Below are 26,614 nucleotides of genomic sequence, written 5' to 3'. Positions count from 1 at the left end.
CCCGCTTCACGATATTAGTAATCGATCAGATCGTGATAACCACCAGAAGTCACGGCCCGCGTCTGAGCAATAAAGCGCTGCGGATAAGGTTGCTCACGCGCGCTGGCTTGATCCAGCACCATCATGTGTGCATCGTCGATACTGAATTCGAGACAGCCCAGATTATCCTGCAACTGTGTCACGGTGCGCGCGCCCACTAATGGAATCACCCCTTGCTGACGACGCAGCCAGTTGAGTGCGACTTGCGACGGCGGCCGCCCGATTTCTTCGGCGACTCGCATGAGGGCATCTGTGACTGCCAGCGAGCGCTGATCGACTGTCTTCATGATCTTGCTGACATCAAGACGACGTTGGCCGACATCGACCTCCTTGTTGTACTTGCCGCTGAGGATGCCCGATGCCAGTGGCGAATAAGCCAGTACGCCCAGACCGAGACTACGTGCCATCGGCAATAACTCGTGCTCGACATCGCGTTCAGCCAGGTTGTATTCAACCTGCAAACCAACAAACGGCGTCCAGCCACGAAAATCGGCCAAGGTGTTCGCCTGCGCAATCACCCACGCGGGTGTGTTGGAAACACCAACATGCAATACCTTGCCCTGCCTGACCAAATCCTCAAAGCCACGCATGACTTCATCGACTGGCGTAATGCCATCCCAACCATGCATCCACAACAAATCCAAATAGTCGGTACCCAGCCGCTTCAAACTACGCTCGACCGAATGCATCATGCTCTTGCGATGATTGCCTGCGAGGTTGGCGTTTTGCGTACCGGGAACGTGCAAGCTGTATTTGCTCCCGATCACCACTTCTTCCCGGTGACCGGTGACCAGTTTTCCTAAAAATTCTTCCGAGCGGCCGTTGGCATAGACTTCATTGGCGGTATCAAGAAAGTTTCCACCTGCGTCGCGATAGGTGCGATACAACTCCGCACACATGCCTGCATCAGGTGTGCCCCAGGCTTTCATACCGAAGTTCATCACGCCATAAGCCAGTTCCGACACGCGCAAGCCGGAACGCCCCAGCAAGCGATAACGCATCATGACCAAGTCCAGTTTGGCTCGCGTTTTTCCATATAGGCATTACGCGCTTCCTGCGAATCTTTGTAGCGTGTGACACGGCCGGTGTAATCCTGTTCTAGACGATAACCATCCTTGAGCGCCATATCTTCGACGCGATTCATGGCTTCCTTGCCCAGACGCAGGCCGAGCGGACTGTGCTGCGCGATCTTCATTGCCAGCGCGCGCGCTGCCTGCTGCAACTGATCCGGTGCGACGATGGACTCTACCGCGCCGAGCCGATAAAACTCTTCGGCAGAAACCGGCTCACCGGTGAGATACATCATGCGTGTCTTATGCGTGCCGACCAGTCGTTGCAGATGACGTGCACCACCCAGTACACCAGCTTTGATTTCCGGCACCGAGAACGACGCATTGTGCGATGCAATAACAATATCGCAGCAAGCGATCAGCACTAGTCCGGCACCGATAGCCTTGCCATTGACAGCGGCGATCACGGGCAGCGGACAATCCAGCACTGCATTGAAACAATCGCGCGGCGCGGCACCTGGATCGAGTAGATCAACAACCGTATCGCTTTCTATTAATTCGCGTGCATGACGACGCGCAGAATCCTTCAGATCAACGCCGGCGCAGAAAAGTTTGTCGCCCGGTGCGGTGAAGACAATCACGCTGGCCTCTTTGGAACGACCCAGGGCATTGAAGGTTTCGGTAATTTCTCGAAACATGTCGGCTGTCAACGCATTGACCGGCGGACGATTGAGCGTCACCGTGGCGATGCGCTCACTGATATCAATTTGTAGAAATTCCATCTGATCTCCTTCTATTTTTATAGTGTTGCAGCGCTGCCCAGAATCATCGTGGCCTGGCTCGACAAAGTGCCGCCGTTGGCGTGCGCCAGCGCCAGATTGGCATTGTTCACCTGACGTGCGCCACCTTGCCCGCGCAACTGAACGCAAGATTCCACCATGGTGAATAAACCGTACATACCGGGATGGCAGCAGGACAGGCCACCACCATTCGTATTGACTGGCAACACGCCGTCCGGCCCAATACCAACATCCTGAACGAAACGTCCGCCCTCACCTTTGGGACAGAAACCCAAATCTTCCAGAAACAAAATAGTGTTGATGGTGAAGGCGTCATACAGCTGCACGACATCGATATCTTTTGGTTCGAAACCAGCAATATTGAAGGCACGCTTGCCCGACTCAGCCGCAGCAGTCGTAGTCAGGTCCTGCGCCTGATCAACACCGGAATACCAGGTTGCGGCCGCCGCGCCGAGCAGATATATCGGTTGCGCATGCAAAGTGCGCGCTCGATCGGCACGCGTCATCACAATCGCCGCCGCGCCATCGGTTACCAAACAGCAATCACGTACACCCAAAGGATCAGAAACCAGTCGCGCCTTGAGACAATCTTCAATACTCAATTCCCCTTTTGCGTAAGCATCCGGATTAAGGTTGGCCCATTTGCGCGCAGCCACGGCGACTTCTGCCAATTGTTCACGCGTGGTGCCATATTCATGCATATGACGCGCCGCTGCCAACGCATACGAAGACAATGGAGTCAGAGGTTTGTAAGGCTTTTCATAAGGCGATGCGACACGCATCGATACCAGACCGCCAGCTCCCGTACGCTGATTGCTGCCGTACATGATCAAGGCTGTGTCGCAGTAACCGGCATCCAGCATCATCGCTGCAACGATGGCATGCGAATGGAAGGCAGAACCACCGGTACGATTGTTTTCGGTGAAGCGTGGCGAGATGCCGAGATATTCGGCAGCACTTAGGCCGGACAAGGCATCATCCGGTGTACAGACGAACAAGGCATCGACATCGCTCAACTTCAAACCGGCGTCATCCAATGCCAGCAAAGCAGCACGCGATGCCAGATCCAGTGATTTCAGCCCCGGCGATTCGCCGATGCCGTAAGTTGCCGCTCCAACAATTGCGCTGCGACCGCGCGGAAATCGTTCCATTTGAGGCCCATCAAAATATAGCCAGTCGGGAATCCATGCAAGTCAATAACTAACATACATTCAGTTTTATGCTACTCTAGCTCAGTACCCGAAAAGAGGCAAGACAAGGGAAGCCGCAAAACAGAAACAGAACAAACACAACAAGCTTCCCCGAATATCAGTTTTTTCAGAAAAGGATCTTCATGACGCTCGCTCCTGCCCCATTCATATCCAAGGCTGATGACTTTGCTCCCGACTGGTTCCGCTCGGCAATCGCGCAGACACCGCGCTCCTGCTATATAGAAGCGAACGGCAATCGCCTGCATTACCTGACATGGAATCCGGAAGAAATTCATAAACCGGTGCTGTTGTTCGTGCACGGCTTTCGTGCTCATGCACGTTGGTGGGGATTTATTGCGCCCTTCTTCACACAGACGCATCGCGTCATGGCGATGGACATGTCGGGCATGGGTGACAGTGGCTGGCGTGATAGTTATACGCCCTTCACCATGTCGGACGACATCATTGCTTTGGCAGAAGTTTTATCGAAATCAACAACACCTGAAATATCACCGATAACGGTGGTTGCACACAGTTACGGCGGTCTGTGCAGTTTCCGCGCCACCTCGCAGCGACCAGAGCTGTTCGCCCGATTGGTGATCATGGATACCTTTGTGATTTTTGAGAATGTGAATCTGCCGACTGACCCTGCGCCAATTACTGGCCGTTTGTATGCGGATGCAGCTTCTGCAAGAAAGCGCTATCGCCTGCTGCCAGAACAGTCACCGCCACAGGAATACGTCCTCGACTACATTGCCCATCATTCCATCCGAGCCGTCGAAGGTGGCTATCGCTGGAAATTCGATACCCGCTTGCAGGCACAAGATTCGCACCTGTGCGATGGCGGCGAAATGCTGGCTCGCGTCACAACACCGGTCGATTATTTATGTGGAGAACGCAGCGCGCTGGTCACGCCAGAGCATGCTGCTCGCATCATCGATGCCCTGCAAGATGTACGCGGCCCTATCGTTGTTCCCGGCGGACAGCATCATCTCATGCTGGACCAACCGATTACCGTGATTGGCATCCTGCGTGCACTGCTAGCAGCGCACAAACAAGAAGCTCAGCCGATCTGATTTCGACTTACTTCTCAGTCTGATCCGGCATCATATAGTTCAGCGCCAGACGACCGCCATCGGCGTACACCGTCTGACCCGTGATGAAACCGGCATCTGCACTCGCCAGAAAAAACACAGTACCAGCCATTTCTTCCACCGTGCCAAAACGACCCAACGGCGTACGTGACAAGACCTGCTTCATGACGGCAGGATGCTGACGCAAACCCGCCGTCATCTGCGTATCAACCGGGCCGGGTCCGACCGCGTTGACGCGTATACCATACGAAGCTAATGCAACCGCCATCACTTTGGTCAGCATATCTAGACCGGCCTTGCTCACGCAATAAGCCGCCTGCATATCGACGGCCAACTGGCCACCAACCGAAGACACATGAATGATGGAGCCATGTCGTCCGCTCTCCTGCATATGTTTTCCGACCAGCTTGCCGAGTACAAATGGACCACGCAGATTGACACCCAGTACGCGATCGAAATCGTCGTCGGCCATTTCCCAATATGGTGTTGGCGCACCACCGATACCTGCAGCACAAATGCAAACATCGATGCCATCACATTGCGCTATCGTCGTTGCGACAAGATTGCGCATATCGTCAGCATTGCCCGCATCTGCCTGTATGTAGGCAGCAACGAAATCAAGATCGTTTTCGCTGCGTGCCTGTGCTTCATTCAATACATCGGCCAACACCACTTTCGCACCGGCAGCGGCAAAACGTCGTCCGCACGCGAGCCCTATGCCACGTGCGCCGCCGGTAACCAGCACGGTTTTCCCACGAAACTGGATGGCCGCACTCATGCGATCAATTGCCGCGCTTTTGCCATCAGCCACAGCGCGTAGTTGTGCAAGAAATTTCCCATTTCCATCGAGGCCTTACCAGCACAAGCGCGCGCATAAGTACCTTCCAACAGACAGGTCAGCTTGAAACAAGCCAGCACGAAGAACCAGGGCATGTCGCTCATATCACGGCCGCTGATCTCGCCGTACTGCTTGATTAAATCGGCACGTGAGACGAAACCATCCCACGGCTCTACCGCTGGTTTGCGCCCCATATCTGGATCGCCCGGCTCGGTCCAGCTAGTCAATATCCAGCCCAGATCAAGCAAGGGATCGCCTAACGTCGATAGCTCCCAATCGATCAATCCAGCCATGCGTGGCTCATCCTTGCGAAACATGACATTGGCGAATTGCAGATCGCCATGAATGATGCCGATATGCGCTTTTTCCGGACGATTACGTTCAAGCCAATCGCCTACTTCATCAATGTACGGTAAGGAAGAACCAGGATAGTTCGGCATCTCGCGATAACCGTCCAATTGCGTGCGCCAGCGCGATACCTGGCGTTCCAGCCAATTATCAGGCTTGCCGAAATCGGACAATCCAACCGCTTGATAATCAACCGCCGCCAATGCCGCTGCTGCTTTAACCATTTCTGGTCCCATCGCTCGACGCCATTGCGGATCGGTGGCGTAGTTACCGGGTAAAGCGCCTATCGGCATGAAACCATCCAAGGCCGCCATCACATAAAACGCTGAGCCGATAACAGACTCATCAGCGCAAGCGGCATGAAACTCCGGATGCGGTACAGCGCTGCCTTTCAGCGCCGCCAGAACACGTGCTTCACGCAACATGGTTTCGTTACTGTTGGGCCGCAAATGCTTGGGCGGACGGCGCAGTACGAAGCTAGCGTCTTTTCTACTGAGCAGGAAAATATTATTCTGCGAGCCGCCTGATAGTTTATTCACGGCAGTGATCGGTCCGGTTCCCGGTAACGACTGCGTCGCCACCCAGTCTTGCAAGGATGGCCAATTGAGCAAGCCGTCAAAATCCGAAAGAGAATCTGTCATGTGCATGCACCTTCAATCAATTCAAATGAAGAGAGAAGAAGCGGCGCTGCTCGCCTCTTCCAGTTAGCCCGGCCAATAGCCAGCGCTTCATGATTTCCTGACGTATGTTTTCAATACTGCCCTTCGTACTTCTGACGAGCAGCCTGTGTGCGTGGAATCAGATGTGCGCTAGGGAACAGTCCCGCTGCAGGCTTGTAATTTTTCAGCATCGTCTTGGCAACTGTCGCCTTGTGCACTTCGGTTGGGCCATCCATGATGCCCATCATCACAGCGTACAACCACATATGACCGAGCGGCATTTCGTCAGATACACCAAGCGCGCCGTGCATGTGAATCGCGCGTTGCACGATGTCGTGGAAAACTTTCGCAGCCATCACCTTGATGCCGGCAATCGAAATTTGATTGGATTTGTAATCGTGGCCTTGGTCAATCAACCAGGCAGTCTGCAAGACTTGTAAGCGGAATTGTTTAAGTTCTATCCATGAATCGGCGAGATAACCCTGAACAGTTTGCTTGTCGCCCAACATGCTGCCTTTGGTGCTACGGCTGACTGCGCGTTCACACATCATTTCGATGGCGATCTGGCACTGACCGACAGTACGCATCGCATGATGCACACGGCCACCGCCCAGACGCGCCTGCGCTACAGCAAAGCCTTCGCCTTCGCCGCCCAGCAAGGCATCGGCTAGCAGACGCACATTCTCAAAACGAATATAGCCGTGCGAACCTATACCTCCAGGCTCACCGTGTATGCCGGTATTGCGCAAAATATTGATACCAGGCGTATTCGTCGGCATCAGGAACATCGATGCTCCTTTGTAGATTGGTGCTTTCTTGTCGGTAACGCACATCACAATAAGAAATTCGGCATAGCGAGCATTCGATGCAAACCATTTCTCGCCGCTGATGACCCATTCATCGCCATCACGCACTGCCTTACATTCGAACACACCAGGATCGGCGCCGCCCTGTGGCTCTGTCATCGCATAACAGGAGACGATATCGCCATCCAGCAAAGGCTGCAAATAGCGCTTTTTTTGTTCATCAGTGCCAAACATGGCGATGATTTCCGCATTGCCGGTATCAGGAGCGGCAGTACCAAAAATTGTCGGAGCCCACAGCGAACGACCGAGAATTTCATTCATCAAGGCCAGCTTGACCTGACCATAACCTTGACCACCCAGTTCCGGTCCAAGGTGACAAGCCCACAATCCCTGACGTTTGACTTCTTCCATCAGCGGCTTGGCAATGGCACGTGCTTTCTTGTTGCCAACGTCATAGCAATCACCTGCACTTGGGAACAAACGGTCCAGCGGTTCGCACTCGGCCTCAACGAACACTTTGATCCAGTCGAGCTTCTTTTGAAATTCAGCATCAGTCGAAAAATCCCACATTTGAATCATCTCCTTGATTTTGATGAGGCGGCTACGCCGCACGTTAATGTCATTGCTGTAATAGCCGGCACGACAACCACCGAACAATTGACACAAATATGTCATATTGACAGAATGCTGTCAATAATTAAAAATGACGATGTATTATTTATGTGCAATATTACCCGCATCGGGTCAACTGCTGACGGCCGCTTGCAGGCCAATCATGAAAGGTAAATATGGACAAGAAAGGCAAGGCGCTAGTCACCGGTGCGAATCGCGGTCTAGGCAAGGCAATTGCATTGGAATTAGTCTCTCGTGGCTTCGACGTGATTGCTGGCGTACGCAATCCTGATACAGCAATCGATCTATTGGAACAAGCGCGCAGCCTGCCCGGCACACTTGTCCTTGAACGCATGGATATGGCTGCGCTGGGCGACTATCAACCTCCAGCCGACTTGCGCATACTGGTCAACAACGCTGGTTACCGCGGCCCTTACCTGCCGATAGAGGAAGCAGGCATGGATGAGTGGCGCAGGACTTTTGACACCAATTTTTTTGGCTTGATCGATCTGACACGTAGAGCCATACCAGCACTGCGTAATCATGGTCACGGACTGATCTGCAATATCGGATCGCTGGGTGCGTATGTGCCGTTGCCCTTTTATTCGATTTATCGCACCAGCAAGGTTGCGGTGGCTGCGCTATCGGAAGGCTTGCGTATCGAGCTGGCGCCATTCGGTGTGCGTGTGATCGAGATTCCGATCGGCGGAGTCGATACCGACATGCTGCGCACCGGCATCGCACATCGACCACCGGAAGCAATCGAATATGAACTTTATCGACCGATGGCGCAATCGCAAGCTGCTATGTCCGAAACGGCACGCACCAATGCGCTAGCACCAGAGATCGCAGCGCGCAATGTGGTCGATGAAATGTTCCGTCCGGGTCCGTTACGACGTGCTTGCGATCCTAATGCAGTCAACGGGCTTCCACATATCGATGCCACTACTGAAGAGGAACGCTTGCAGGGAATGTTGCAAAAGTTTGGGGTGGAAAGCGCTTAATAACAATCCTTCAAGCAAACTTGATCGCTTGTCGTTCAGGTCTGCTTGATTTTGCGCCGAGTTACAGTACTTTTCTCTGGCGGCGCATCAAGCTCCTCGTGCGTTGCTTCAGGATGCTCAAGATAGCGTCGCACTTTACGCAGTACGTTTACTGCATGCTCAAGATCCGCGGCACTGACCGCGGTGCCAACACGATCCGTCCACTTGCCTTGAGAATCTGCATTTTGCGCATGCATCTTCAGGCCTGCCTTGGTTGGCGCCAATTGCTTTGCTCTTTTATGATGCGGATTATCTTCGAAGATGACCAGGCCAGTTGCGGCCAGTTCGTTAGCGGTACGTTGTACGGATTGTCGCGTCAGGCCGAGACTACGAGCAATCTTCGCGACTGTCGGCGGCTCACTTGCCCGCACGACAGCAGTCAAAATCAAACCTTGTGAATGGCTTTGCAGGCCACGCTTCTCATTGGCTTCGCGCGAGGCCGACAAGATACGTCCACGCAGACGCAACGTCTCGTCCACCAAGAGTTCGACCAGACGACCAGTCGATGTCGTTAATTTTTTTTCCATAGTTGCGCAGGTTGCCAGCATGACAGCATGTTGTCAACCTGCGACAATCAGATCACAGAACTTCGAACAAACCGGCCGCGCCCATACCGCCGCCAACGCACATACTGACAACGACATGCTTGACGCCACGACGTTTACCTTCGATCAAGGCATGCCCGACTAAACGCGAACCAGTCATGCCGAAAGGATGGCCTAACGGAATCGAACCGCCGTTGACGTTGAATAATTCCGGATCGATACCAAGGTAATCGCGGCAAAACAAGGCTTGACAAGCAAAGGCCTCATTCAACTCCCACAGGCCAATATCACCAACCTTAAGCCCGTGCTTGGATAGAAGTTTTGGAATGGCATAGATAGGCCCTATCCCCATTTCCTCCGGTGCCAAACCCGACACCATCAAACCGCGATAAGCGCCGAGCGGCGTCAGACCGCGCTGCTCGGCCAGCTTCGCTTCCATCATCAAACAAGCCGAAGCACCATCCGACAACTGGCTGGCATTCCCGGCCGTCACACTACCACCTTCAAGAACCGGACGAAGCGCAGCCAACCCTTCCAAGGTGGTACTCGCGCGCGGACATTCGTCTACGGATAAGGTGGTATCGCGATAACTGACTTCTTTTGTGTCCTTATCAAAGATTTTCATCTGCGTCGTGATCGGTGCGATCTCATCTGCAAAGCGGCCAGCCGCCATCGCAGCTGCAATCCGTTGCTGTGAGATCAACGAAAACTGATCCTGAACCTCGCGACTGATCTTGTACTTATTGGCGACAAACTCGGCGGTATCTATCATCTGCATATACGCATGCGGCACCTGCTCTACCAGGCGCGGATCTTTTTCACGCAAGGACCATTCACCATAACTCGGTGCCAATGCACTGACATTTTCCGAACCGCCACCTATCACTATCTCCATGCCATCAACAATGATCTGCTTGGCGGCGGTTGCGATTGCCATCAAGCCAGAAGCGCACTGGCGGTCGACTGTCGAACCTGCCACTGTTACACCCAATCCAGCGGTCAAGGCAGCAGCTCTGGCCAGATTGCGGCCGGAAGTTCCTGCTGTCATGCAGCAACCGATCACTACATCTTCCACCTCCCCACCATCAATACCTGCACGCTGCACGGCATGACTGATGGCGTGCGCAGTCATGGTGGGCGACTTGATATTGTTAAGAGCGCCGCGATGTGCTTTGGCAATCGGTGTTCGCGCGGTGGATACAATCAGTGCTTCACGCATAAATGACTTTCTTTCGGTTGAAAAAAGTTTAGGGCAACGCCATCGCGCCACCACAAAAAGCTGTGCAATACTTCTTGATGCCTCGCATCCAGCCTGTTTTCAGGTCTGTTGAAGCGATGCTGATGTATCAAGAAAACATCATAATTCAAAAACTGGCATAGTGTCAGTTTTTAGACTAAACTATGAAGCGGTTTCACTATCGCGTCAAGAGCAACATCGGCGACGGTCTTCAATACCGCCACCCGAAGTTGCATTGAAATGCGGTAAGGACAAGAACGAGACAGCAGTAAAACGATAGAAGTACACGACGTGCTCGCAGAGGCCGATCGCCGGGCTTACCCGAGCAATTCGATAACAACTAAGGAGATATGGAATGAGCACCGAAACATTGAATGCCTGGACATCCGGTTCGCAAAACACGATCAATCAGGTATTGAGGCAATCGGCGGAGCGCCACCAGGACCGCATTTTTCTGGAGTTCCTCGGTGAGGAATATTCGTTTGCTGATGTCAACCGCCTCGCCTGCCGGCTGGCGAACGGTCTCAACGGTCTAGGCATCCAGAAAGGTGACACCGTCGTCACTCTCATGGACAACTCGGTGGACACCGTCTTGATCTGGCTGGCTATCAATAAGCTCGGTGCGATCAGCGTGCCTATCAATACAGCATTGAAGGGAGAGTTCCTGCGGCATCAGGTTGGAGATGCAGGCGCTAAAGTGATCATTGCCGAGCATGACTATGCAGAACGCGTCGCTGCGATTGCCGACCGTCTGCCGGAACTCCAAACACTGGTTTATCGCGGCCAAAAACCTGAGCTGAAAAACTTCAAGCTGCCGGTACTACCATGGTCAGCAATTCTCAGCGACAACACTGCGGATCAGACTGTCGAAGTCAAACCGGGTGACCTGGCCATGCTGGTCTATACCGGCGGCACTACCGGCCCTTCCAAGGGATGCATGATCAGCCACAACTATTGCTGCAACTTCGCCGGGCAAATGATCACGCTGACAGCACGTACCAAGGATGCAATTACCTGGACGCCATTGCCTTTATTCCACAAGAATGCCGTTGTCTCGACCGTCCTCGTCAATATGATGATAGGCGCGCGCGTATCTATCTATACCCGCTTTTCCGTCTCCAACTTCTGGCCTGAAATCGAACGCACCAAGGCAACCGATGTTGCGATGCTGGCAGCGATGTTCCCGATGCTGGCCAAGGCTCCAGACAATGACGCGATGAAGCGCTGCAAAGGCCAATTGTTTGCAGCATGGGGCGCACCGTTCCCACCTGATATCCAGGCGATCTGGAAAGAACGTTTCGGCGTCAAACATACGGTCGCTGGTGGCTTTGGTCTGACGGAATGCTCTATCGTGTCGACACTGCCATTTGGCACACCAGCTAAACCAGGCAGTTCCGGATTGCGTAACGCAGAATTCGATGTGCGCATCGTCGATGAAAACGATATCGAGCTGCCTCCCAACACAGCAGGCGAAATCATCGTACGCCCGCGCATGCCGCACATCATGTTCGAAGGTTACTGGCGCCGTCCGGAAGAGACGTTGCGAGTAATGAAGAACATGTGGTTCCATACTGGCGATATCGGCATGTTCGACGAAGACGACTATTTCTATTTTGTCGATCGCAAGAAGGATTATCTGCGTCGTCGCGGTGAAAACATTTCCAGCTTCGAAGTGGAAAATGCTTTCCGCGCACATGAAGCCATCGAAGACATTGCTGCACACGCGGTCCATGATCAGCTCGGCGAGGATGAATTAAAGGTGACTATCGTGCTCAAGGCCGGCACTCAACTCGATGAAGAAACCCTATGCCGTTGGTCGGTCGATCACCTGCCCTACTATGCGGTGCCTCGTTACTTCGAGTTCCGCACGGACTTCCCACGCAGTCCAGTTGGTCGCATTCTCAAGTATGAGCTGCGCGATCAAGGCATCACGCCAACAACCTGGGATCGTGAAAAAGCTGGTGTTGTCCTGCAGAAGCGTTGATCACCGACAAGGCCACCATGCACGAAGCAATCCAGCAGCAAATCTTCATCGGTGCTGGCAACAATCGACTTGTTGCCGACGTCGGTGGTGATGCATCTGCACCAGCTGTGATTCTGCTTCATGGTGGCGGTCAGACTCGCCACTCCTGGGGACAGGCACAACGTGAACTAATCAACGCCGGCTACCGTGTGATCTTGTTCGATGCGCGCGGTCACGGCGAATCGGACTGGATGAGCGATGCTGATTACTCACTAGAAGGACAGGTAGGCGACGTCATCGCTGTCGCCCGAGCAGTCGGTGGCAAACCTGCCTTGGTCGGTGCATCGATGGGTGGCGTCAATTCACTGATCGCCTGTGGCAACCATCCGGATTTGGCAAGCTGCCTCATCCTGGTGGATGTCACGCCCAAGCTGGAACCGAAAGGTGTGGAACATATCCATAAATTCATGGCCGGCAATCCGGATGGATTCGCTAGTATCGAAGAAGCTGGAGATGCTGTCGCTGCCTATAACCCGGCACGACCACGACCGCGCAATCTGGATGGTCTACGCAAGAACCTGCGGCTACACGACAACGGTCGCTGGTATTGGCATTGGGATCCGAAGATCATCGGAGGCGATCGCAACGCCAAGTTATCCAACATTTCGACGCAAATGCTGGCAGCATCGGATCGCATCAAGATTCCAGTGGCACTGGTGCGTGGCAAGGAAAGCGATGTAGTCAGTCCGGAAGGCGCGGCCGAATTACGGACACATATACCGCAGCTAGAACTGGCCAATATTCAAGGTGCAGGCCACATGATCGCCGGCGACCGCAATGATGCTTTCAATGCGGCAGTACGCGATTTTCTTGCGCGACACATGCCGACAAAAAAATAGTCAGCCGATTCGGCTGACTATTTTTTACATCAATATCAATACGCTGCGAATATCAAACCCACTCGCGACGCATTCTTATTACCAGGCCGAACGATGCAAGCCGCCGTCTACCGCCATCAGATTGCCGGTAATATAAGACGCCTGTGCCGAGCAAAGGAACACCGCCAGCGACGCCATCTCTTCCGGCTTGCCTGGACGTCCAACCGGAATAAGCCCCTTCAACATATCCATTGCACCATCTGGCGACAGGCCTTTTTCTTCAGCCACATGCTCCAGATATTTATACATGCGCTCACTACCGATCCAGCCGGTACCCAGCGTATTGACAGTAATACCGTATTGCCCAAATTCGTTCGCCAGTGACTTATTGAGTGACACCACAGATGCGCGCGCGGTATTGGCAAGGATGTGCTTGAGTTCAGACGGCGGTTCCTTGGCGGCACCACTACCTATCGTTACCAGTCGTCCCCAGCCTTTCTTTTTCATGTCAGGCAAGGTTTCGCGCGCCAGAAAGACGACGCTCAAGGTGAGATCACGAAACGCATCGACAAAGTCTTCGCCATCATGATCAAAGAAGTCGCCAGGTCCTGGTCCGTGAACATTGGTGATCACAATGTCAGGTGAACCGAAGCTTTCCTTTACAACGGACAAGGCACGTTTGACATCTTTTTCTTTAGTCAGATCGACTGAAATACCAATCGCTTCGCCGCCCGCTTTCTTGATGCTGGCAACAGCTTCGTCGATGGCCTCCTGACCACGTGCTGCAACCACCACCTTGCATCCTTCGCGGCCCAGCATTTCCGCACATTGTCGACCTATGCCTTTACTACCACCAGATACGAAAGCTACCTTTCCTCTGATTCCCAGATCCATGCTGTCTCCTTTTAGTCATTATGATGTCTTACTTTTTTCCCTGCCTTTCCTTACTTTTCATTGCTTCAAACCGTCTTGCGTATCTCTGCTGGCATGTGCAGCACCGCCTTTGCAAGGATGTCACGCTGTACTTCGTTGGCACCCGCATAAATCGTCGCCGGTCGTGCCATCATCAATTGCCAATGCAAATCAGTATGCAGATCGGCAATCCGTACATCACCGATGACACCACCATATTCCGCCGCTATTTCGACGTTGAATTCGGTAATACGCTGCAAGAGCTCGGAGATATATACCTTCAGCACTGATACCTCAGCACCAGGCTGGCCTTCGGTATCCGCGATGCGGTTACATATCTCTGCGTACAGCAAACGATAATCATGCAGATCAGCCTGCAAAACCGACAGTCGATCAGTCACACCCAGATCGTTAGAGAGTCCACGTTGCTCTACCAGCGACTCCGCCAAAGTCAGTGCTTTTGACGCCAATGCAGGACTGCCTAGCCACACTCGCTCGTGGCCGAGCAAGGCCTTGGCAACATTCCAACCTTGATCCAGCTCCCCGACCAGATTCTCGGCCGGTACGCGCACTGCATCAAAGAAGACTTCGCAGAATTCATCCTCACCAGCGATGTTCGCAATCGGTCGGATGGTGACGCCAGGTGCTTTCAAGTCGATCAACAGGAAGCTGATGCCTTGCTGTTTTTTTTCGTAGCGGCCGGTGCGAACCAGCGTGAAGATATGTGTACCTTCGGTGGCATGCGTGGTCCATATTTTTTGTCCTGTCACGACAAAGCTGTCGCCATCGCGCAATGCTTGCGTACGCAAGCTCGCAAGATCAGAACCGGCACCTGGCTCTGAATAACCCTGGCACCAGACATCTTCGCAAGCCAAAATGCGTGGCAGATAATAGCTACGCTGTTCATCGGTACCGCAATGAATCAACGTCGGTCCAAGTTGGGTCTCGCCATTATCGATAATGCGCGCCACACCGAGTCTTTCGATTTCTTCGTAATAGATCAGTTGCTTGCGAAAACTCAGACCCATGCCACCATATTCGTGCGGCCATGCCGGCGCACGCCAGCCATGCTGATTGAGCAAACGCAACCAGTAACGCAAATCTTCACCGCGCAAACGCAGAAACGGTCGGCGATGATTTTGTCGCCACTCGTGCGGATAATGCGTCTCTAGCCAGTTTCTGAATGTGCTACGAAAAACATCATCGGGCAGATCAGCCAGCGTCTGACGCTGCAATGGTGTCGCAGCAAGATTGGTAACCAGATCATCAGCAATAAGTTCAGACATGGGCTACTCCTGCAACAAGGGCCGCACTGGCCTGGACAAAATGTCGACGATGCGCATGTGCATCACCAAGAATGGAAGCTGACTGCATGGCCGCACGCAGATAAAACCCGACATCGACCTCTTCCGCGAAACCCATCGCACCGTGCATCTGTACCGCTTGTTTTGCAACCTTCATTGCAGTATCGCCACAGCGTGCTTTAGCGGCACTGATTGCGGCGTCGCTTGCATGAGAAATGTCGATAGATTCATCTTGAGGCCAGCAGTGCACTGCATTGCGCCAACTCGCAGCCGCCAGCAAGGTATCTATATGCAAATCGACGCAACGATGCTGTATCGTCTGAAAACTCCCGATAGGACGATTGAACTGCACACGCTCGCCGACATACTTGATGGTTTTTTCCAGGCAGCCGGACGCTAGTCCTGCCAGTTGCGCAGACAGCACAATACGGCCTGCCGCCAGAGCACGTCTGAGCGCGGCCTCCGCCGACCGTCCTTGCAACAAGGGGCGCGTATGCAAAATCGGAGCAGCGTCGAAAGTCACAGTGGCATAACTGCCAAGGCCGGACGCGAACAGCTCGTAGCTGACACCAGGTGCATCTGCAGCAACGGCGACGACAGCGGATTCACCGTCATTGCTTACCTGTACCAGCAATACAGAATCTTCTTCCAATGCTGGAACGAAAATTTTTCGGCCAGAAACTTTACCGTCCTTCAATACTGTTTCCGCCTGTTCCACAAACATCTGTCCTGGACGCTCCTGCCATGCCAAGGTAAGAAGTCGTTCCCCGGCGATGATCCACTGAGAAAATTCAATCGCCGCAGCGGCATCAGAAACGCCGTCGTTCAGCGCAACACGTATCAGTTCCGATGGCATACAGACAGCAGTTGCAAAAGGAACTGGGAATAAAGTCCTTCCGAAAACTTCCGACAGCACGACCGCACCATCCAGCCCCAACTCAGAACCACCTACTGATTCCGGCAGGCAGATGCCCAACCAGCCCATTTCCGCCATCTCTCGCCACAAACGGCGATCGACCAGCCGTGGTTTCAGCGAATCCTTCTGCAAATCCGCAGGGTCGTAGCGACCTGCAATATAGGTACTGGCTGCATCCCGCAAGATGCTGGAAATATCGTCTGCCACATCCATTTCAATGCTCTCCTCTATATGCGTAAAAGTCACTCCAGCAAACTTTTCACGTCATTTTTTTATACGTGCTGCACCGAATTCGCGCATGACACAGATCAATAACTAACACTATATCATTTTTTAAATTTATATGGCATTATCAGATCGACCCGGAAGACAAAAAAACAAGCGCCGGCAAAACCATGTTTATTCATTGCATCCAGGAGACCTTGCAAATGAAACTGAACGATCCTGTTGTCGGCGACGAAACGAAAATACAAGTCACAGAAGATGCCGTACCTGCCAAAAGCTGGTACGCCCTCAGCATCCTCACCATGATTTACTCCTGCCACTTTCTTGACCGCACGATGATCTCTATCATTGTCGAACCGGTACGAGCAGAATTCCATTTACACGACAGCCAGATCGGCCTACTAACTGGCCTCGCCTACGGTGCGACTTTCGCCATCGCCGGCATCCCGATCGGGCTACTGATTGATCGCGTCAATCGCATCAAATTGCTTGCCATTCTGGTGACCATCTGGAGCGGCATGACCATCTTGTCCGGTATAGCAAACAGTTACATCCATCTGTTGCTTGCGCGCATGGGTGTCGGCGCTTCAGAAGCTGGCGGTTCCCCAGCCAGTCTCTCGCTTATTTCTGATCTATTCCCGCCTAGCAAACGTTCTACTGCGGTTGGCTATTTCTTTCTCAGCAATGCCATTGGCGCTACCCTGAGCATCATCATCGGCGGCTTTGTTACCGCACAATACGGCTGGCGCACCGCGATGCTGCTGGCTGGTATACCTGGCATTATTCTGGCCGCAGTGTTGATACTGACTGTACGTAACCCAAAACGCGGGTGCTACCGACACCAGTGGCATTCCACAGGAAGCGGCTGCCTCCCCCCGCGAAGTGATTTACTTCATAGCAAATAACAAAGCTATGCTGCACTTGCTGGCCGGCGTAGCTCTCATTACTGCGGCGATTGCCACCATCGGTGCATGGTTACCTTCTTTTGGCATGCGTTTCCACGGCCTGTCGATCAAGGAAGCCGGCATCATGGCCGCGCTGGCCGGTGGCTTCTTCGCTGCAGCCGGATCAGTACTCGGCGGGCATGCTTAGCGACAAGCTCGGCAAAGGTGGTGCAAGACGACGCATCGACCTCTGTTTTTTCATTTGCTTCGGCATTTTGCTATTGGGTTGTGGCGGCGCGCTGCTCAAGCACACATCTTTGGCGATGGGTATGTTCTGTTTCGCAATGTTTGTGGCGTTTGCGATTTTTCCCAGCCGCTTTCGGCAGCATGCTGAGCTTAGCCAAACCAAATATGCGCGGCACCACGTCGGCCACCATGCAAGTCTGCACAAATCTGATCGGCTACGGCATGGGACCATTCCTGGTCGGCATACTGAGTGACTTTTACGGCGGCGATCAATCACTGCGTTATGCCATCGCCACCGTGATCTGTATTAGTTGCCCTTGGGCCGCTGTACATTTCATCCTTTCGGCACGCGCCTATGGCAAACTCCAACGCGAACTCTGAGCCATGGATAAAGGCTCTCGTTTAATAGGCTGCAAATAATATTTTTAAGGAGAACAGAGTGAAGAAGTGGCAATGTTTTTTTTTGCGGATTTTTTTTACGACGAAGCGGCCGGGTTTGCCTGACGAAGGCATCGCACCCGGTACTCGCTGGGAAGATGTGCCCGAAACTGGGCTTGTCCTGAATGCGGCGCGACCAAGAACGATTTTGCCATGATAGAAGTCGCGTGACAGTCGACAACACAACAGTATTGGTGGTCGGTGCCGGACATGCCGGAGCTGAAGCGGCAACCGCAATACGTCAGGCTGGCCATGTCGGTCGCATCGTACTGGTAGGAGAAGAAAACTCTCTCCCCTATCATCGTCCGCCGCTATCAAAAGCTTATTTGGCCGGAACCGCCACTGCCGAGACTTTGTTGCTCAAAGCTCCTGCTGTTTACGAAAAAGCCGACATCGAAATCCTATCCGGCATACGTGTCGAAAGCATAGACCGAGCGACCAAAACGGCAACATTGTCTGACGGCACTCAAATCGTCTATTCGAAGCTGGTATCGCCACCGGCAGTCGCCCGCGTCCGTAAGTGCTGCCGGACTCAATGCCGACGTCAAACCGTCTAATCTTTTTTATTTGCGTACGCTGAACGATGTACAAGGCATGCGCGAACATTTCGTCGCAGGAGCACGACTGTTGATCATCGGTGCCGGCTATATCGGCCTCGAAGTCGCTGCCGTCGCGATCAAATCCGGCTTGCAAGTCAGCATGTTAGAAACGCAGTCACGCGTGCTGGCGCGTGTGGCAGCGCCTGCCATCTCGAGCTTCTTCGAAAAGTTGCATCGCGATGCGGGTGTCGAGATACGTGTTGATGCTCAAATTGAAAATATCCAACTAGACAAGAACGGCAACATCCAGTCGGTCAACCTCGCTGACGACAGCGAAATTGCCGTCGATCTGATCATTGCGGGCGTCGGTGTCATTCCCAATTGTGAACTGGCCAGCAATGCATGTCTTGAAGTCGATAACGGCATCGTGGTCGATGAATTCATGTGCACGTCCGATCCGGACATTCTTGCCATAGGCGATTGCTCCAATCATCCGAATCCCATCTATGCGCGTCGCATACGCCTGGAATCAGTGCCGAATGCACTGGAACAGGCACGCGTCGCTGCAGCTGTCATTTGCGGGAAACCGCAGCCATATGCATCGATCCCTTGGTTCTGGTCCGACCAGTACGAAACCAAGCTGCAAATGACCGGCCTGTCGCAGGGATACGATCGCACCGTGACGCGTGGTTCGCCAGAGGATAAATCCTTTGCCGTTTTTTATCTGCAAAACGATGTTGTGATTTCGGCTGACTGTCTTAATCGCCCTCAAGAATTCATGCTGGCGAAAAAACTGGTCGCGCTACGCCGCGCTGTTGATCCGGCACAATTGGCAGATGAAAATCTGCCGCTGAAGTCTTTACTGGAATCGCTCTCCGCCTGAGGCTGACAAAACTGCGTCAGCTTCACGGCAGTGAGCTCCCGTTTTTCTATCTGAAATATTAGCGGTTAATTCAAGCAGGATGATATTGGCCAATAACCTCTATCACCGTATCGCTGTTTGTCACTGTCGTATATAGCGGCAAAAGTTGCTTTGATAAAAAAGCATGCGACTCGGCCGATGCACCGGCAATGCAATCTTCCGGCACGACCACTTGATAACCTAGATCAGATGCACAAAGCGCCGAACCATTTATGGCGACGTTGGTAGAAACACCAGCAAGAACCACCGTCTGCACACCCATATTACGCAGAATTTGATCGAGATCTGTGCCGTGAAATGCAACCAGACTGTAGCTTCTGGCGTGCAGAATGTCACCAGGCTGTACCGGCAGTTCCGGCACCGATTCGACATCCACACTACCGATTTTCATGCGGCCATTCTTGACCGACATACCCATGATGACGCTGGTCACCGGCAAATCCGCATAGTCTGTCCTATGCACCACATGCAGATGCACAACAGGCAGTCCGGCTGCACGAAATTCATCTGCAAGTCGTGAAATTTTCTTGACGATGCCACGCGTATTGACTTGTTCAACCAATCCGGGGAACGATGACAATTCTGCTTCGATCACACCACGCTGGCACTCACTGATCAGCAAAGCTGCCTTCTGCCCTTTGTTCAACCCTCTTATCATGGATATCTTTGGCTTAAATTATTAGAACTGCTGCAATACGCATCCATACCAGCTGGCGCGACTTTTTTGCCCGGATCGTAGAATGGTGACAAAGTACCCAGCATGCGTGGCAAGGATGCTTTGGAGACGCGCTTGGCAACTTCCTTCTGACGCTCGATGGATTGCGCCACCTGTTCAGGTGTCATACCTTTGCGATCCTGACTGATCAGGAATTCTTCCAATATCGTCGTATGGGTACGGATGTTTGACGGCATAAAACAGACCATACAAGCGATACAGCCAGGCAAAGAAGCCACGACCACAGATAGCCTGATACACCTGGAATGCAACTTCCCGATGTTCAAATTCTTCTGCCAGATGCCATTTCCACAGATCGACAGCTTCCTTATCGGCCCCATCTAACAGATCACCCAAATCTTCAAAGAACACCAGAGCAGATGCAGAGCCCATGGCCTCGAAACCTTCGGCATAGGCCAGGTTAAAACGCAGTGATTTCTCTTTCAGGAAGCGATCGTAGTCAGCGCGATAAACATCTTCGATCGCTTTCATTCCTTCGTAGCCTTGGGCATACAGGGAATTATTGAATGCCAGATGCTGCTTGCAATGCTGGACTTCCTGCTTGATGAAGATATCCAGATCTTCATGCAGCTTTTTATGTTTGGGATCGAGGACCTTCTTGGCCTGTATCATGACCTTGACCAAATATGGTTCGATATGAGCGGGCACTGTGGATGCTGAGTTATAGCGCTGCGAGAACTCTATGCTGCTGGCCCAATGGGCACGCACCTTGGAGAAGTCCAGCTTGGGGAAGCGTACTTTCATTTCTGTCTCCTGCAACAGTCATCCGATATGACGCGATGCCGTGCAAAAAATAATTATTATTTTCTGAATTCATCTGACCGTCGCGCATAACAACGCAGGCGGAACCGGTATTCATACCACCATACACTTCTTTATGTGTGCTGATTGATGGTTGTACAGAGCACAATAAATGACAACTCATCATTTATTAAAGCACACGGACCTACCACTGTCAATTGACAATCACCATATCAAAATAGACATAGTGATCTGTGGCAAAGTCCGCTCCAATTACTCTCCATTTGCGGCAATTTCCATCAAATAGAAAGTAAATCAGATTACTTGCCCGTGAAAGCCGGTTTACGTTTTTCGCGGAATGCCGAAATCGCCTCTACGTGATCTGCGGTACGTGCAGCAACATTTTCGTATGCCATGCCAACATCCATCATGCTCGCAGCCATCTGGCGCAACGGCACATTGATGGTCGACTTGCTCCAGCGCAAAGATTGCGTCGGTAACGCCGCCAGTTTATCCACGTATTGATCGACATAAGCATCCAGCTCAGCAGCCGGCATAGCACCGTTGATCAGGCCGATCTTGGCCGCTTCCTTGGCATCAATCTTTTCACCAGTCAGTAAATAGTGTTTGGCACGTGCATAGCCAATCAGATGCGGCCAAATGATTTGACCGCCATCACCCGATGTCAGGCCAACGTTATTGTGTGATCACCGAAGCGAGCAGTGTCAGCTGCAAAGATCATGTCGCAGAACAAGGCGACGGTTGAGCCCAAACCAATAGCATCGCCATTGATCTTACCGATGATAGGTTTGTCACATTCCAGCATGCCCATGACAACGCGTTTGGCTTCACGCACGCAACGATAGAACTCTTTCGGATTGTCGTACAACCACTGCATGTACTCAAATCCCCGCCAGCGCTGAAGGCACGACCTGCACCTGTCACAACGATGATTTCGCTCTCTGGATCTTCCACCACGTCGTAGAAAATATGCGACAACTCGGTATGTGACTCGCCATGAAAACTGTTCAGCGTATCCGGCTGATTGAATGTCAAGTACAGCACTTTGCCGCGTCGTTCAAAGCTAATAGTTTTGTATTCAGATAATTTCATCGTGATTCCTAATCGAAAAGTATGTCAACGAAAATGCTGTTTGCATGTCCCAAAATGGTAGATCGCTGGGCGCACTCAGGTCTTCGGCACAACCATCAACTTCAAGGTGCCGCGACGCCGATTTATTATAACTGACATTTCATCAGTTTTTAATAAATTAAATGCATGAATTGTTGAGCAGTGCATTGGCTGCCGTCGGCACACAACAAAAGTCGCAGACAAAAAAACAGCCGCAAATGCGGCTGTTAATTCCCTGAACTAGATCGTTATTATTAGTTATTCACAGAGAGGCCCGATATCATTGCCGAGCGGACGGATTCTTCGGTCTTGGCATCCTCCGCCTTGACGCCTTTCGCAGCCTTGGCATTGTCGCGATCAGCGCTAGTGCGCAACAGGAAATAAGACAAGGCAGGAATCAGGAGCAGCGCACCGACCATATTCCAGATGAACATAAAGGTCAGCAAGATTCCCATATCAGCCTGGAACTTGATCGGTGACCAAGCCCAGGTGATGACGCCGGCAGCCATCGTCATGCCGACCAACGCAACAATCTTGCCGGTGAAATCCAGCGAATGCGCATAAGCCTCTGCCAGCGTTGCCCCGCGACGTTGCATCGCCAACTGGATGCTCAACAGATACAAGGCATAGTCGACGCCAACGCCAACGCCGACTGCAATCACCGGCAGTACAGCGACCTTGATACCAATATTGAGCCAGACCATCAGCGCTTCGCACAGAATGGATGTCAACAGCAGTGGAATGATCGCCACCAGGGTTGCGCGCCAACTACGGAAGGTAATCAAGCACAACAGAGTCACTGCACCGTACAACACAAAGTGCATGGTCCAAAAACTCTTCTTGACTACGATGTTGGTCACCGCTTCAATACCGGCATTACCCGCAGCAAGCAAAAATTCGCGATCAGGAGAACCGTGTGCGGCAGAAAAAGCTTCCACTTCCTGCACTACGCGAGTTAGCGTCCCAGCCTTGTGATCGCTCAGATACGCAATCAGTGGCGTGACGGCACAAGTACGGTCAGCCAGATCAGGTCTATCCCCTTGGAAAATATTGAATGCCTGAGCGCGATTGTTTGCATTGCGAGAAATCGCCTGCCATTTAGGACTGCCTTCAAACATGCCCGAAGTTCCGCGGCGGATACCGTCAGCCAAGGAGAATGTAGTTTGCACGCCAGGTACCTGACGCAGTGCAGCGCCCAAACGGTCCGCTTCGACCAGCGTCGGATAGGAATAGCATTCGCCCTGCTTGGTCTTCAGCATCACCACAAACTGATCAGTAGAAAGACCGTAGTTGGCAGTAATGAACGCAACGTCTTTGTTGTATCGTGAGTCAGGCCGTAGTTCCGGTGCGCCGGGATCCAGATCGCCGATCTGAATATCCTTACGCACCACCATCGCCATGCTAGCCAGGCCGATTGCTATCAGAATAACAATGATGGCATTGCGCCGTTCGCACAAGCTGATCAGACCAGCGCGTATGAAACGGAAAATGCCTGTCGTCGCGGCCTTGTCCTCATTCATCACGCTACGTTTTGCCGCCTTTTCACTCACGCCGGTATAAGACAACATCACCGGGATCAGCACCAACTTGGTAAAAATCAACACTGTTACGCCGACGCTGGTGGTCAGTGCCATTTCACGTATCGCCGGAATATCAATAATCATCAGCACGGCAAAACCGACGATATTAGTCAACAATGCAGCAAGTCCGGCCATAAACAAACGTCGGAAGGTATAGCGTGCGGCAACATATTTATGAGTGCCGCGCCCGACATCCTGCATGATGCCGTTCATCTTTTGCGCGCCGTGCGACAAACCGATGGCAAAGATCAGGAACGGTACCAGTATCGAATACGGATCAAGCACATAGCCCATCAATTGCAGCAAGCCTAGCAACCACACCACACCGAGCAATGCCATCACCACCAGCAAAACGGTACTGCGTATGCAGCGCGTATAGAGCAACACAAACACGGCAGCAATCAGGGCGGACAAGCCGAAATACATCATCACGTCATACAGACCATCAATCAGATCGCCGGCCAATTTGGCGAAGCCGACGATGTGAACCTTGAACTTGTCGGTCTGCATCGAGCGGACTTCACGCTCCAACTGACGCGAGAATTCTGCATAGTCCAGTTGCGCACCAGTCTCCGGATTTTTCTCGACCAGCGGCACAAAGATCACCGAGGATTTCAGATTGTCAGCAACGAAACTACCGACGATACCGGCACGTGCGATATTGATCTGCAATTGCTTGGTCGAGTCTTCACTACCGTCCCAGCGCTCCGGCATGACGGCACCACCGCGATAGCCCTCTTCCGTAATCTCTGTCCAGCGCAGACTTGAAGTCCAGAGCCCGCGCATGAACGCGCGATCAACGCCAGGCATCAGATATACCTTGTCGTTAATGCTACGCAAGGTTTCCAGATAATCTTTATCGAAGATATCGCCACTGGTATTTTCCAGGGAGATACGAATCGAGTTGCCCATGCCGCGCAACGATTCGCGGTTCTCCATGTAATTCTTGATATACGGATGCGAGCCCGGAATCATTTTGTCGAAGCTGGCATTGACCGGCAGCTTGGAAGCATGCCATCCGAGAAATGCCGTCATCAGCACACAAATGCCAACCATGATGGCACGATGATTGAAAATAAATCGCTCAAGCCACGATCCGCTATTACGGTCGAACTTGCTCAAGTCCGTAATCACTGGCAAGTCAATTGACCGGTCCGATACTGCCATTTGGTGCTCCGTATAAGTTGATACTGTATGGATGACAGGCCGTTATTTCAGCTTGACTTGTTGTACGCCGGACAGGCCGACCACCACTACGTTATCTGTTCCCGTCGGCACAACGCCCGACAGCAAAGTAGGACGTGGGACACGTATGGACTTGAAATTGCGACCAGCATCGTCGCTAATCAAAAGATTGCCGGCCTGACTGGTCAGCAGCATGCGCCCGCGTCCAGCAGAAGCTGCAGCAGTCAGCGTCGACATCACACCAGTGTCGATTTTGCTCCATGTTTTCCCGGCATCGACCGAACGATAGGCATTGCCTTTCAGACCAGCCGCGACCACAGTGTCGCCATCGATCGCCAGGGTGAAATAACTACCTTGGTAACCAGTCTGTACCGGAACGAAGCGTTTGCGCTCGCGATCAAAGCGAAACACAATCCCCTTTTCCGACGCGATATAAATATTTTTACCATCAGAGCGGATAGCATTGAAATGCAGCAGCTCACCATATTCGACATCCTCGATGCGCGACTGCCAGCTCTTGCCGCCATCCGCGGTCGATAGCAAGGTACCGAAGGAACCACAGATAAAACCGTGCTGCGCGTCCTCAAACCAGACATCCAGCAAGGCCTGCTCCGGTCCATTTTCATAATTCAGTTTCATGTCCTGCAGCAAATGCTTGCTACTTTCATCGCCGCCATCGACAAGTTTCTGGAAGCGTGCGATCAACTGCGTAGCGGCCATACGGCCGTCAAACTGCTTGTTCCAATTTTTCCCGCCGTCTTCGCTATGTAACACGACGCCGTCATGCCCTACTGCCCAGCCTTGCAACGCCGTAGGAAAATTCACTGCCAGTAAATCAGAAGATACCGGGGAGCCTCGCTGCACCCAAGTCGTACCCGCATCTTCGGAAGTAATAATGAGACCACGTACACCAACCGAAATAAGACGATTGCCGGCTGCGGCTATTCCCGACAGCGGTGTGCTCGTGATCAGATGGGTAGCAGGAGCAGCGACATCAAGAGGATCCTTGAAACTGTCTGCGATGGAATAAGTGTGTACTACTGAAAGAACAACCGCGGCTGCTAATACGAATTTACGCAATTCCATAACTCCTTGCCAGGTACAGCACGAACAAGCTGAACATCCAATACTGCTCAGTCTGACACTTGCGTTCTTACTTGCTCTCTTAATGCGATCAGAGAAGGCGGCCGAATCCGGCGCGCCTTCCTGATTCAGTAAATTACCGCACTCCGCTACCAGCCATCGCGTCCGGTGTGAAGTAATTCGCTGGGCGTGGTGGCACTTTGTACCAGCCGGTATCCTCAGGACGATTTCCCGAAGGTTTGGACTGATTACGTAAATGCCGCGGTTCAGATCGTAGAGCACATAATTGCCACCGCGCGGGCCTGGCCAGTCGTATTGCTGCCATACCGGCAAATGCATCAAGTGATGTACCTTGTCGGACTGATCCAGACTATAGTAGATGACTGGAATCCAGCTATCTTCGTCAACGTAGAAAACTTTCTTTTTCTGCACATGACGCTCACCAGCTTTCAAAGTTGCCTCGACCATCCAGGTTCTATGCAATTCCCAGCGGAAAAGATCCGGGTTCGCATGACCTTTTTTCATCGTGTCTTCAGTCGCAGCACTGATGAACTTGTAAGAGTTATATGGAACGTACATCTCTTTCTTGCCTATCAGTTTGAAATCGAACTTATCCATCTTGCCGTCAAAGCCGTTGATTTCATCGAAAATCAGAATGCCGCCCGATGTGGTCGATACCGTGTCGTACTTGAACTCAGGTGCCATACGTA

27 protein-coding genes and 2 pseudogenes are annotated in these 26,614 nt (G+C 52.5%); 10 read left to right on the top strand and 19 right to left on the bottom strand.

The window, feature by feature from the left end; translation table 11 throughout:
• Positions 1-14: 14 nt before the first annotated feature.
• The 3 genes from BQ6873_RS00130 to BQ6873_RS00120 are packed head-to-tail and all read right to left on the bottom strand — an operon-like array spanning position 15 to position 3,000.
• The gene (locus BQ6873_RS00130) at positions 15-1,043 is read right to left on the bottom strand and encodes an aldo/keto reductase (protein WP_197685160.1); all 1,029 of its coding nucleotides are present in this window, start codon (positions 1,041-1,043) and stop codon (positions 15-17) included.
• Positions 1,040-1,831 (bottom strand): enoyl-CoA hydratase-related protein, encoded by a 792-nt coding sequence (locus BQ6873_RS00125; protein ID WP_076590830.1) that lies wholly within the window; start codon positions 1,829-1,831, stop codon positions 1,040-1,042. The genes BQ6873_RS00130 and BQ6873_RS00125 overlap by 4 nt, the downstream gene beginning before the upstream one ends.
• A 17-nt stretch (positions 1,832-1,848) precedes the next feature.
• Entirely contained in the window at positions 1,849-3,000 is a 1,152-nt protein-coding gene (locus tag BQ6873_RS00120; RefSeq protein ID WP_076590829.1) for a thiolase, read from the bottom strand.
• Between the two features lie 182 nt (positions 3,001-3,182).
• Between BQ6873_RS00120 and BQ6873_RS00115 the strand changes: the two genes are divergently transcribed.
• Positions 3,183-4,115, top strand: coding sequence for an alpha/beta fold hydrolase (locus BQ6873_RS00115; RefSeq protein ID WP_083664340.1), 933 nt, complete (start codon positions 3,183-3,185; stop codon positions 4,113-4,115).
• A gap of 7 nt (positions 4,116-4,122) precedes the next feature.
• On the opposite strand, the gene BQ6873_RS00110 is transcribed toward BQ6873_RS00115, so the two are convergent.
• The 3 genes from BQ6873_RS00110 to BQ6873_RS00100 form a co-directional block, all read right to left on the bottom strand.
• Positions 4,123-4,944, bottom strand: a complete 822-nt coding sequence (locus BQ6873_RS00110) for an SDR family NAD(P)-dependent oxidoreductase (protein ID WP_231949170.1) — start codon at positions 4,942-4,944, stop codon at positions 4,123-4,125.
• On the bottom strand, positions 4,908-5,960 hold the full coding sequence (locus BQ6873_RS00105) for a phosphotransferase family protein (RefSeq protein ID WP_076593861.1): 1,053 nt from the start codon (positions 5,958-5,960) through the stop codon (positions 4,908-4,910). The genes BQ6873_RS00110 and BQ6873_RS00105 overlap by 37 nt, the downstream gene beginning before the upstream one ends.
• A gap of 110 nt (positions 5,961-6,070) precedes the next feature.
• A complete protein-coding gene (locus BQ6873_RS00100; RefSeq protein WP_231949168.1) occupies positions 6,071-7,459 on the bottom strand; it encodes an acyl-CoA dehydrogenase family protein in 1,389 nt (462 codons plus the stop codon).
• 113 nt (positions 7,460-7,572) lie between these two features.
• On the opposite strand from BQ6873_RS00100, the gene BQ6873_RS00095 reads away from it, so the two are divergent.
• Positions 7,573-8,400, top strand: coding sequence for an SDR family NAD(P)-dependent oxidoreductase (locus BQ6873_RS00095; RefSeq protein ID WP_076590827.1), 828 nt, complete (start codon positions 7,573-7,575; stop codon positions 8,398-8,400).
• Between the two features lie 35 nt (positions 8,401-8,435).
• On the opposite strand, the gene BQ6873_RS00090 is transcribed toward BQ6873_RS00095, so the two are convergent.
• Together BQ6873_RS00090 and BQ6873_RS00085 are read right to left on the bottom strand one after the other, a co-directional pair.
• Positions 8,436-8,966: a MarR family winged helix-turn-helix transcriptional regulator gene (locus tag BQ6873_RS00090; protein ID WP_076590826.1), complete on the bottom strand. Its 531-nt coding sequence runs from the start codon at positions 8,964-8,966 to the stop codon at positions 8,436-8,438.
• Positions 8,967-9,018: 52 nt separating this feature from the next.
• Positions 9,019-10,203 (bottom strand): acetyl-CoA C-acyltransferase, encoded by a 1,185-nt coding sequence (locus tag BQ6873_RS00085; RefSeq protein ID WP_076590825.1) that lies wholly within the window; start codon positions 10,201-10,203, stop codon positions 9,019-9,021.
• 373 nt (positions 10,204-10,576) lie between these two features.
• On the opposite strand from BQ6873_RS00085, the gene BQ6873_RS00080 reads away from it, so the two are divergent.
• A complete protein-coding gene (locus BQ6873_RS00080) occupies positions 10,577-12,205 on the top strand; it encodes an AMP-binding protein (protein WP_076590824.1) in 1,629 nt (542 codons plus the stop codon).
• A 17-nt stretch (positions 12,206-12,222) separates the two neighbouring features.
• Positions 12,223-13,083, top strand: coding sequence for an alpha/beta fold hydrolase (locus BQ6873_RS00075; protein WP_076593859.1), 861 nt, complete (start codon positions 12,223-12,225; stop codon positions 13,081-13,083).
• 78 nt (positions 13,084-13,161) lie between these two features.
• Here the strand turns inward: BQ6873_RS00075 and BQ6873_RS00070 are convergent, their stop codons facing one another.
• The 3 genes from BQ6873_RS00070 to BQ6873_RS00060 form a co-directional block, all read right to left on the bottom strand.
• Positions 13,162-13,956: an SDR family oxidoreductase gene (locus tag BQ6873_RS00070; protein WP_076590823.1), complete on the bottom strand. Its 795-nt coding sequence runs from the start codon at positions 13,954-13,956 to the stop codon at positions 13,162-13,164.
• Positions 13,957-14,021: 65 nt separating this feature from the next.
• Complete coding sequence (locus BQ6873_RS00065; protein ID WP_083664338.1) at positions 14,022-15,260, bottom strand: acyl-CoA dehydrogenase family protein; 1,239 nt, start codon at positions 15,258-15,260, stop codon at positions 14,022-14,024.
• Entirely contained in the window at positions 15,253-16,407 is a 1,155-nt protein-coding gene (locus tag BQ6873_RS00060; protein WP_076590822.1) for an acyl-CoA dehydrogenase family protein, read from the bottom strand. Before BQ6873_RS00060 ends, BQ6873_RS00065 begins: the two co-directional genes overlap by 8 nt.
• 215 nt (positions 16,408-16,622) lie before the next feature.
• On the opposite strand from BQ6873_RS00060, the gene BQ6873_RS00055 reads away from it, so the two are divergent.
• From BQ6873_RS00055 to BQ6873_RS00035, 6 genes and pseudogenes are all read left to right on the top strand, one after another.
• Positions 16,623-17,324, top strand: coding sequence for an MFS transporter (locus BQ6873_RS00055; protein WP_157889086.1), 702 nt, complete (start codon positions 16,623-16,625; stop codon positions 17,322-17,324).
• Between the two features lie 7 nt (positions 17,325-17,331).
• The gene (locus BQ6873_RS00050) at positions 17,332-17,511 is read left to right on the top strand and encodes a hypothetical protein (protein ID WP_076590820.1); all 180 of its coding nucleotides are present in this window, start codon (positions 17,332-17,334) and stop codon (positions 17,509-17,511) included.
• Between the two features lie 179 nt (positions 17,512-17,690).
• On the top strand, positions 17,691-17,930 hold the full coding sequence (locus tag BQ6873_RS00045) for a hypothetical protein (RefSeq protein WP_157889085.1): 240 nt from the start codon (positions 17,691-17,693) through the stop codon (positions 17,928-17,930).
• Between the two features lie 58 nt (positions 17,931-17,988).
• Positions 17,989-18,158, top strand: a pseudogene (locus BQ6873_RS00040) (rubredoxin).
• Positions 18,155-18,544 (top strand): FAD-dependent oxidoreductase, encoded by a 390-nt coding sequence (locus BQ6873_RS18185; protein ID WP_231949167.1) that lies wholly within the window; start codon positions 18,155-18,157, stop codon positions 18,542-18,544. Before BQ6873_RS00040 ends, BQ6873_RS18185 begins: the two are co-directional and overlap by 4 nt.
• 10 nt (positions 18,545-18,554) lie before the next feature.
• Positions 18,555-19,409 carry an NAD(P)/FAD-dependent oxidoreductase gene (locus BQ6873_RS00035; RefSeq protein WP_231949165.1) on the top strand — a complete coding sequence of 285 codons (855 nt, stop codon included), beginning with the start codon at positions 18,555-18,557 and terminating at the stop codon, positions 19,407-19,409.
• Positions 19,410-19,479: 70 nt separating this feature from the next.
• On the opposite strand, the gene BQ6873_RS00030 is transcribed toward BQ6873_RS00035, so the two are convergent.
• The 8 genes and pseudogenes from BQ6873_RS00030 to BQ6873_RS17845 form a co-directional block, all read right to left on the bottom strand.
• The gene (locus BQ6873_RS00030) at positions 19,480-20,106 is read right to left on the bottom strand and encodes a cysteine hydrolase family protein (protein ID WP_076590818.1); all 627 of its coding nucleotides are present in this window, start codon (positions 20,104-20,106) and stop codon (positions 19,480-19,482) included.
• Positions 20,103-20,291 (bottom strand): hypothetical protein, encoded by a 189-nt coding sequence (locus tag BQ6873_RS18125; protein WP_197685158.1) that lies wholly within the window; start codon positions 20,289-20,291, stop codon positions 20,103-20,105. The genes BQ6873_RS00030 and BQ6873_RS18125 overlap by 4 nt, the downstream gene beginning before the upstream one ends.
• Entirely contained in the window at positions 20,281-20,928 is a 648-nt protein-coding gene (locus BQ6873_RS00025) for a metal-dependent hydrolase (RefSeq protein WP_197685157.1), read from the bottom strand. The genes BQ6873_RS18125 and BQ6873_RS00025 overlap by 11 nt, the downstream gene beginning before the upstream one ends.
• 317 nt (positions 20,929-21,245) lie before the next feature.
• Complete coding sequence (locus tag BQ6873_RS18310; RefSeq protein WP_269457250.1) at positions 21,246-21,572, bottom strand: enoyl-CoA hydratase-related protein; 327 nt, start codon at positions 21,570-21,572, stop codon at positions 21,246-21,248.
• Positions 21,573-21,610: 38 nt separating this feature from the next.
• Complete coding sequence (locus BQ6873_RS18305) at positions 21,611-21,823, bottom strand: enoyl-CoA hydratase-related protein (protein WP_269457198.1); 213 nt, start codon at positions 21,821-21,823, stop codon at positions 21,611-21,613.
• 53 nt (positions 21,824-21,876) lie between these two features.
• Positions 21,877-22,038, bottom strand: a pseudogene (locus BQ6873_RS18300) (enoyl-CoA hydratase/isomerase family protein); the annotation flags it as partial.
• Positions 22,039-22,310: 272 nt separating this feature from the next.
• A complete protein-coding gene (locus BQ6873_RS00015) occupies positions 22,311-24,803 on the bottom strand; it encodes an efflux RND transporter permease subunit (protein ID WP_076590817.1) in 2,493 nt (830 codons plus the stop codon).
• 42 nt (positions 24,804-24,845) lie between these two features.
• Positions 24,846-26,614, bottom strand: a 1,769-nt coding sequence (locus BQ6873_RS17845) for a DUF1329 domain-containing protein (protein ID WP_083664337.1), incomplete at its 5' end; no start/stop codon positions are given.

The organism is Herminiimonas arsenitoxidans (assembly GCF_900130075.1).
Lineage (GTDB): Bacteria > Pseudomonadota > Gammaproteobacteria > Burkholderiales > Burkholderiaceae_D > Oxalicibacterium > Oxalicibacterium arsenitoxidans.
Note: the sequence above shows the minus strand (reverse complement) of the source record. Positions and strands in the feature narration are given on the sequence as shown.

Bases quoted from the DNA above. Each gene is read 5' to 3' on its own strand.
- BQ6873_RS00055 (WP_157889086.1), top strand. From the start codon at position 16,623: ATGAAACTGAACGATCCTGTTGTCGGCGACGAAACGAAAATACAAGTC.
- BQ6873_RS00045 (WP_157889085.1), top strand. From the start codon at position 17,691: ATGCTGAGCTTAGCCAAACCAAATATGCGCGGCACCACGTCGGCCACC.
- BQ6873_RS00105 (WP_076593861.1), bottom strand. From the start codon at position 5,960: ATGACAGATTCTCTTTCGGATTTTGACGGCTTGCTCAATTGGCCATCC.
- BQ6873_RS00070 (WP_076590823.1), bottom strand. From the start codon at position 13,956: ATGGATCTGGGAATCAGAGGAAAGGTAGCTTTCGTATCTGGTGGTAGT.
- BQ6873_RS00060 (WP_076590822.1), bottom strand. From the start codon at position 16,407: ATGGATGTGGCAGACGATATTTCCAGCATCTTGCGGGATGCAGCCAGT.
- BQ6873_RS00085 (WP_076590825.1), bottom strand. From the start codon at position 10,203: ATGCGTGAAGCACTGATTGTATCCACCGCGCGAACACCGATTGCCAAA.
- BQ6873_RS00120 (WP_076590829.1), bottom strand. From the start codon at position 3,000: ATGGAACGATTTCCGCGCGGTCGCAGCGCAATTGTTGGAGCGGCAACT.
- BQ6873_RS00065 (WP_083664338.1), bottom strand. From the start codon at position 15,260: ATGTCTGAACTTATTGCTGATGATCTGGTTACCAATCTTGCTGCGACA.
- BQ6873_RS00080 (WP_076590824.1), top strand. From the start codon at position 10,577: ATGAGCACCGAAACATTGAATGCCTGGACATCCGGTTCGCAAAACACG.
- BQ6873_RS00030 (WP_076590818.1), bottom strand. From the start codon at position 20,106: ATGATAAGAGGGTTGAACAAAGGGCAGAAGGCAGCTTTGCTGATCAGT.
- BQ6873_RS00015 (WP_076590817.1), bottom strand. From the start codon at position 24,803: ATGGCAGTATCGGACCGGTCAATTGACTTGCCAGTGATTACGGACTTG.
- BQ6873_RS00100 (WP_231949168.1), bottom strand. From the start codon at position 7,459: ATGACATATTTGTGTCAATTGTTCGGTGGTTGTCGTGCCGGCTATTAC.
- BQ6873_RS00075 (WP_076593859.1), top strand. From the start codon at position 12,223: ATGCACGAAGCAATCCAGCAGCAAATCTTCATCGGTGCTGGCAACAAT.
- BQ6873_RS00125 (WP_076590830.1), bottom strand. From the start codon at position 1,831: ATGGAATTTCTACAAATTGATATCAGTGAGCGCATCGCCACGGTGACG.
- BQ6873_RS00095 (WP_076590827.1), top strand. From the start codon at position 7,573: ATGGACAAGAAAGGCAAGGCGCTAGTCACCGGTGCGAATCGCGGTCTA.
- BQ6873_RS00050 (WP_076590820.1), top strand. From the start codon at position 17,332: ATGCTGCACTTGCTGGCCGGCGTAGCTCTCATTACTGCGGCGATTGCC.
- BQ6873_RS00090 (WP_076590826.1), bottom strand. From the start codon at position 8,966: ATGGAAAAAAAATTAACGACATCGACTGGTCGTCTGGTCGAACTCTTG.
- BQ6873_RS18125 (WP_197685158.1), bottom strand. From the start codon at position 20,291: ATGACACCTGAACAGGTGGCGCAATCCATCGAGCGTCAGAAGGAAGTT.
- BQ6873_RS18305 (WP_269457198.1), bottom strand. From the start codon at position 21,823: ATGCAGTGGTTGTACGACAATCCGAAAGAGTTCTATCGTTGCGTGCGT.
- BQ6873_RS00130 (WP_197685160.1), bottom strand. From the start codon at position 1,043: ATGATGCGTTATCGCTTGCTGGGGCGTTCCGGCTTGCGCGTGTCGGAA.
- BQ6873_RS00115 (WP_083664340.1), top strand. From the start codon at position 3,183: ATGACGCTCGCTCCTGCCCCATTCATATCCAAGGCTGATGACTTTGCT.
- BQ6873_RS00025 (WP_197685157.1), bottom strand. From the start codon at position 20,928: ATGAAAGTACGCTTCCCCAAGCTGGACTTCTCCAAGGTGCGTGCCCAT.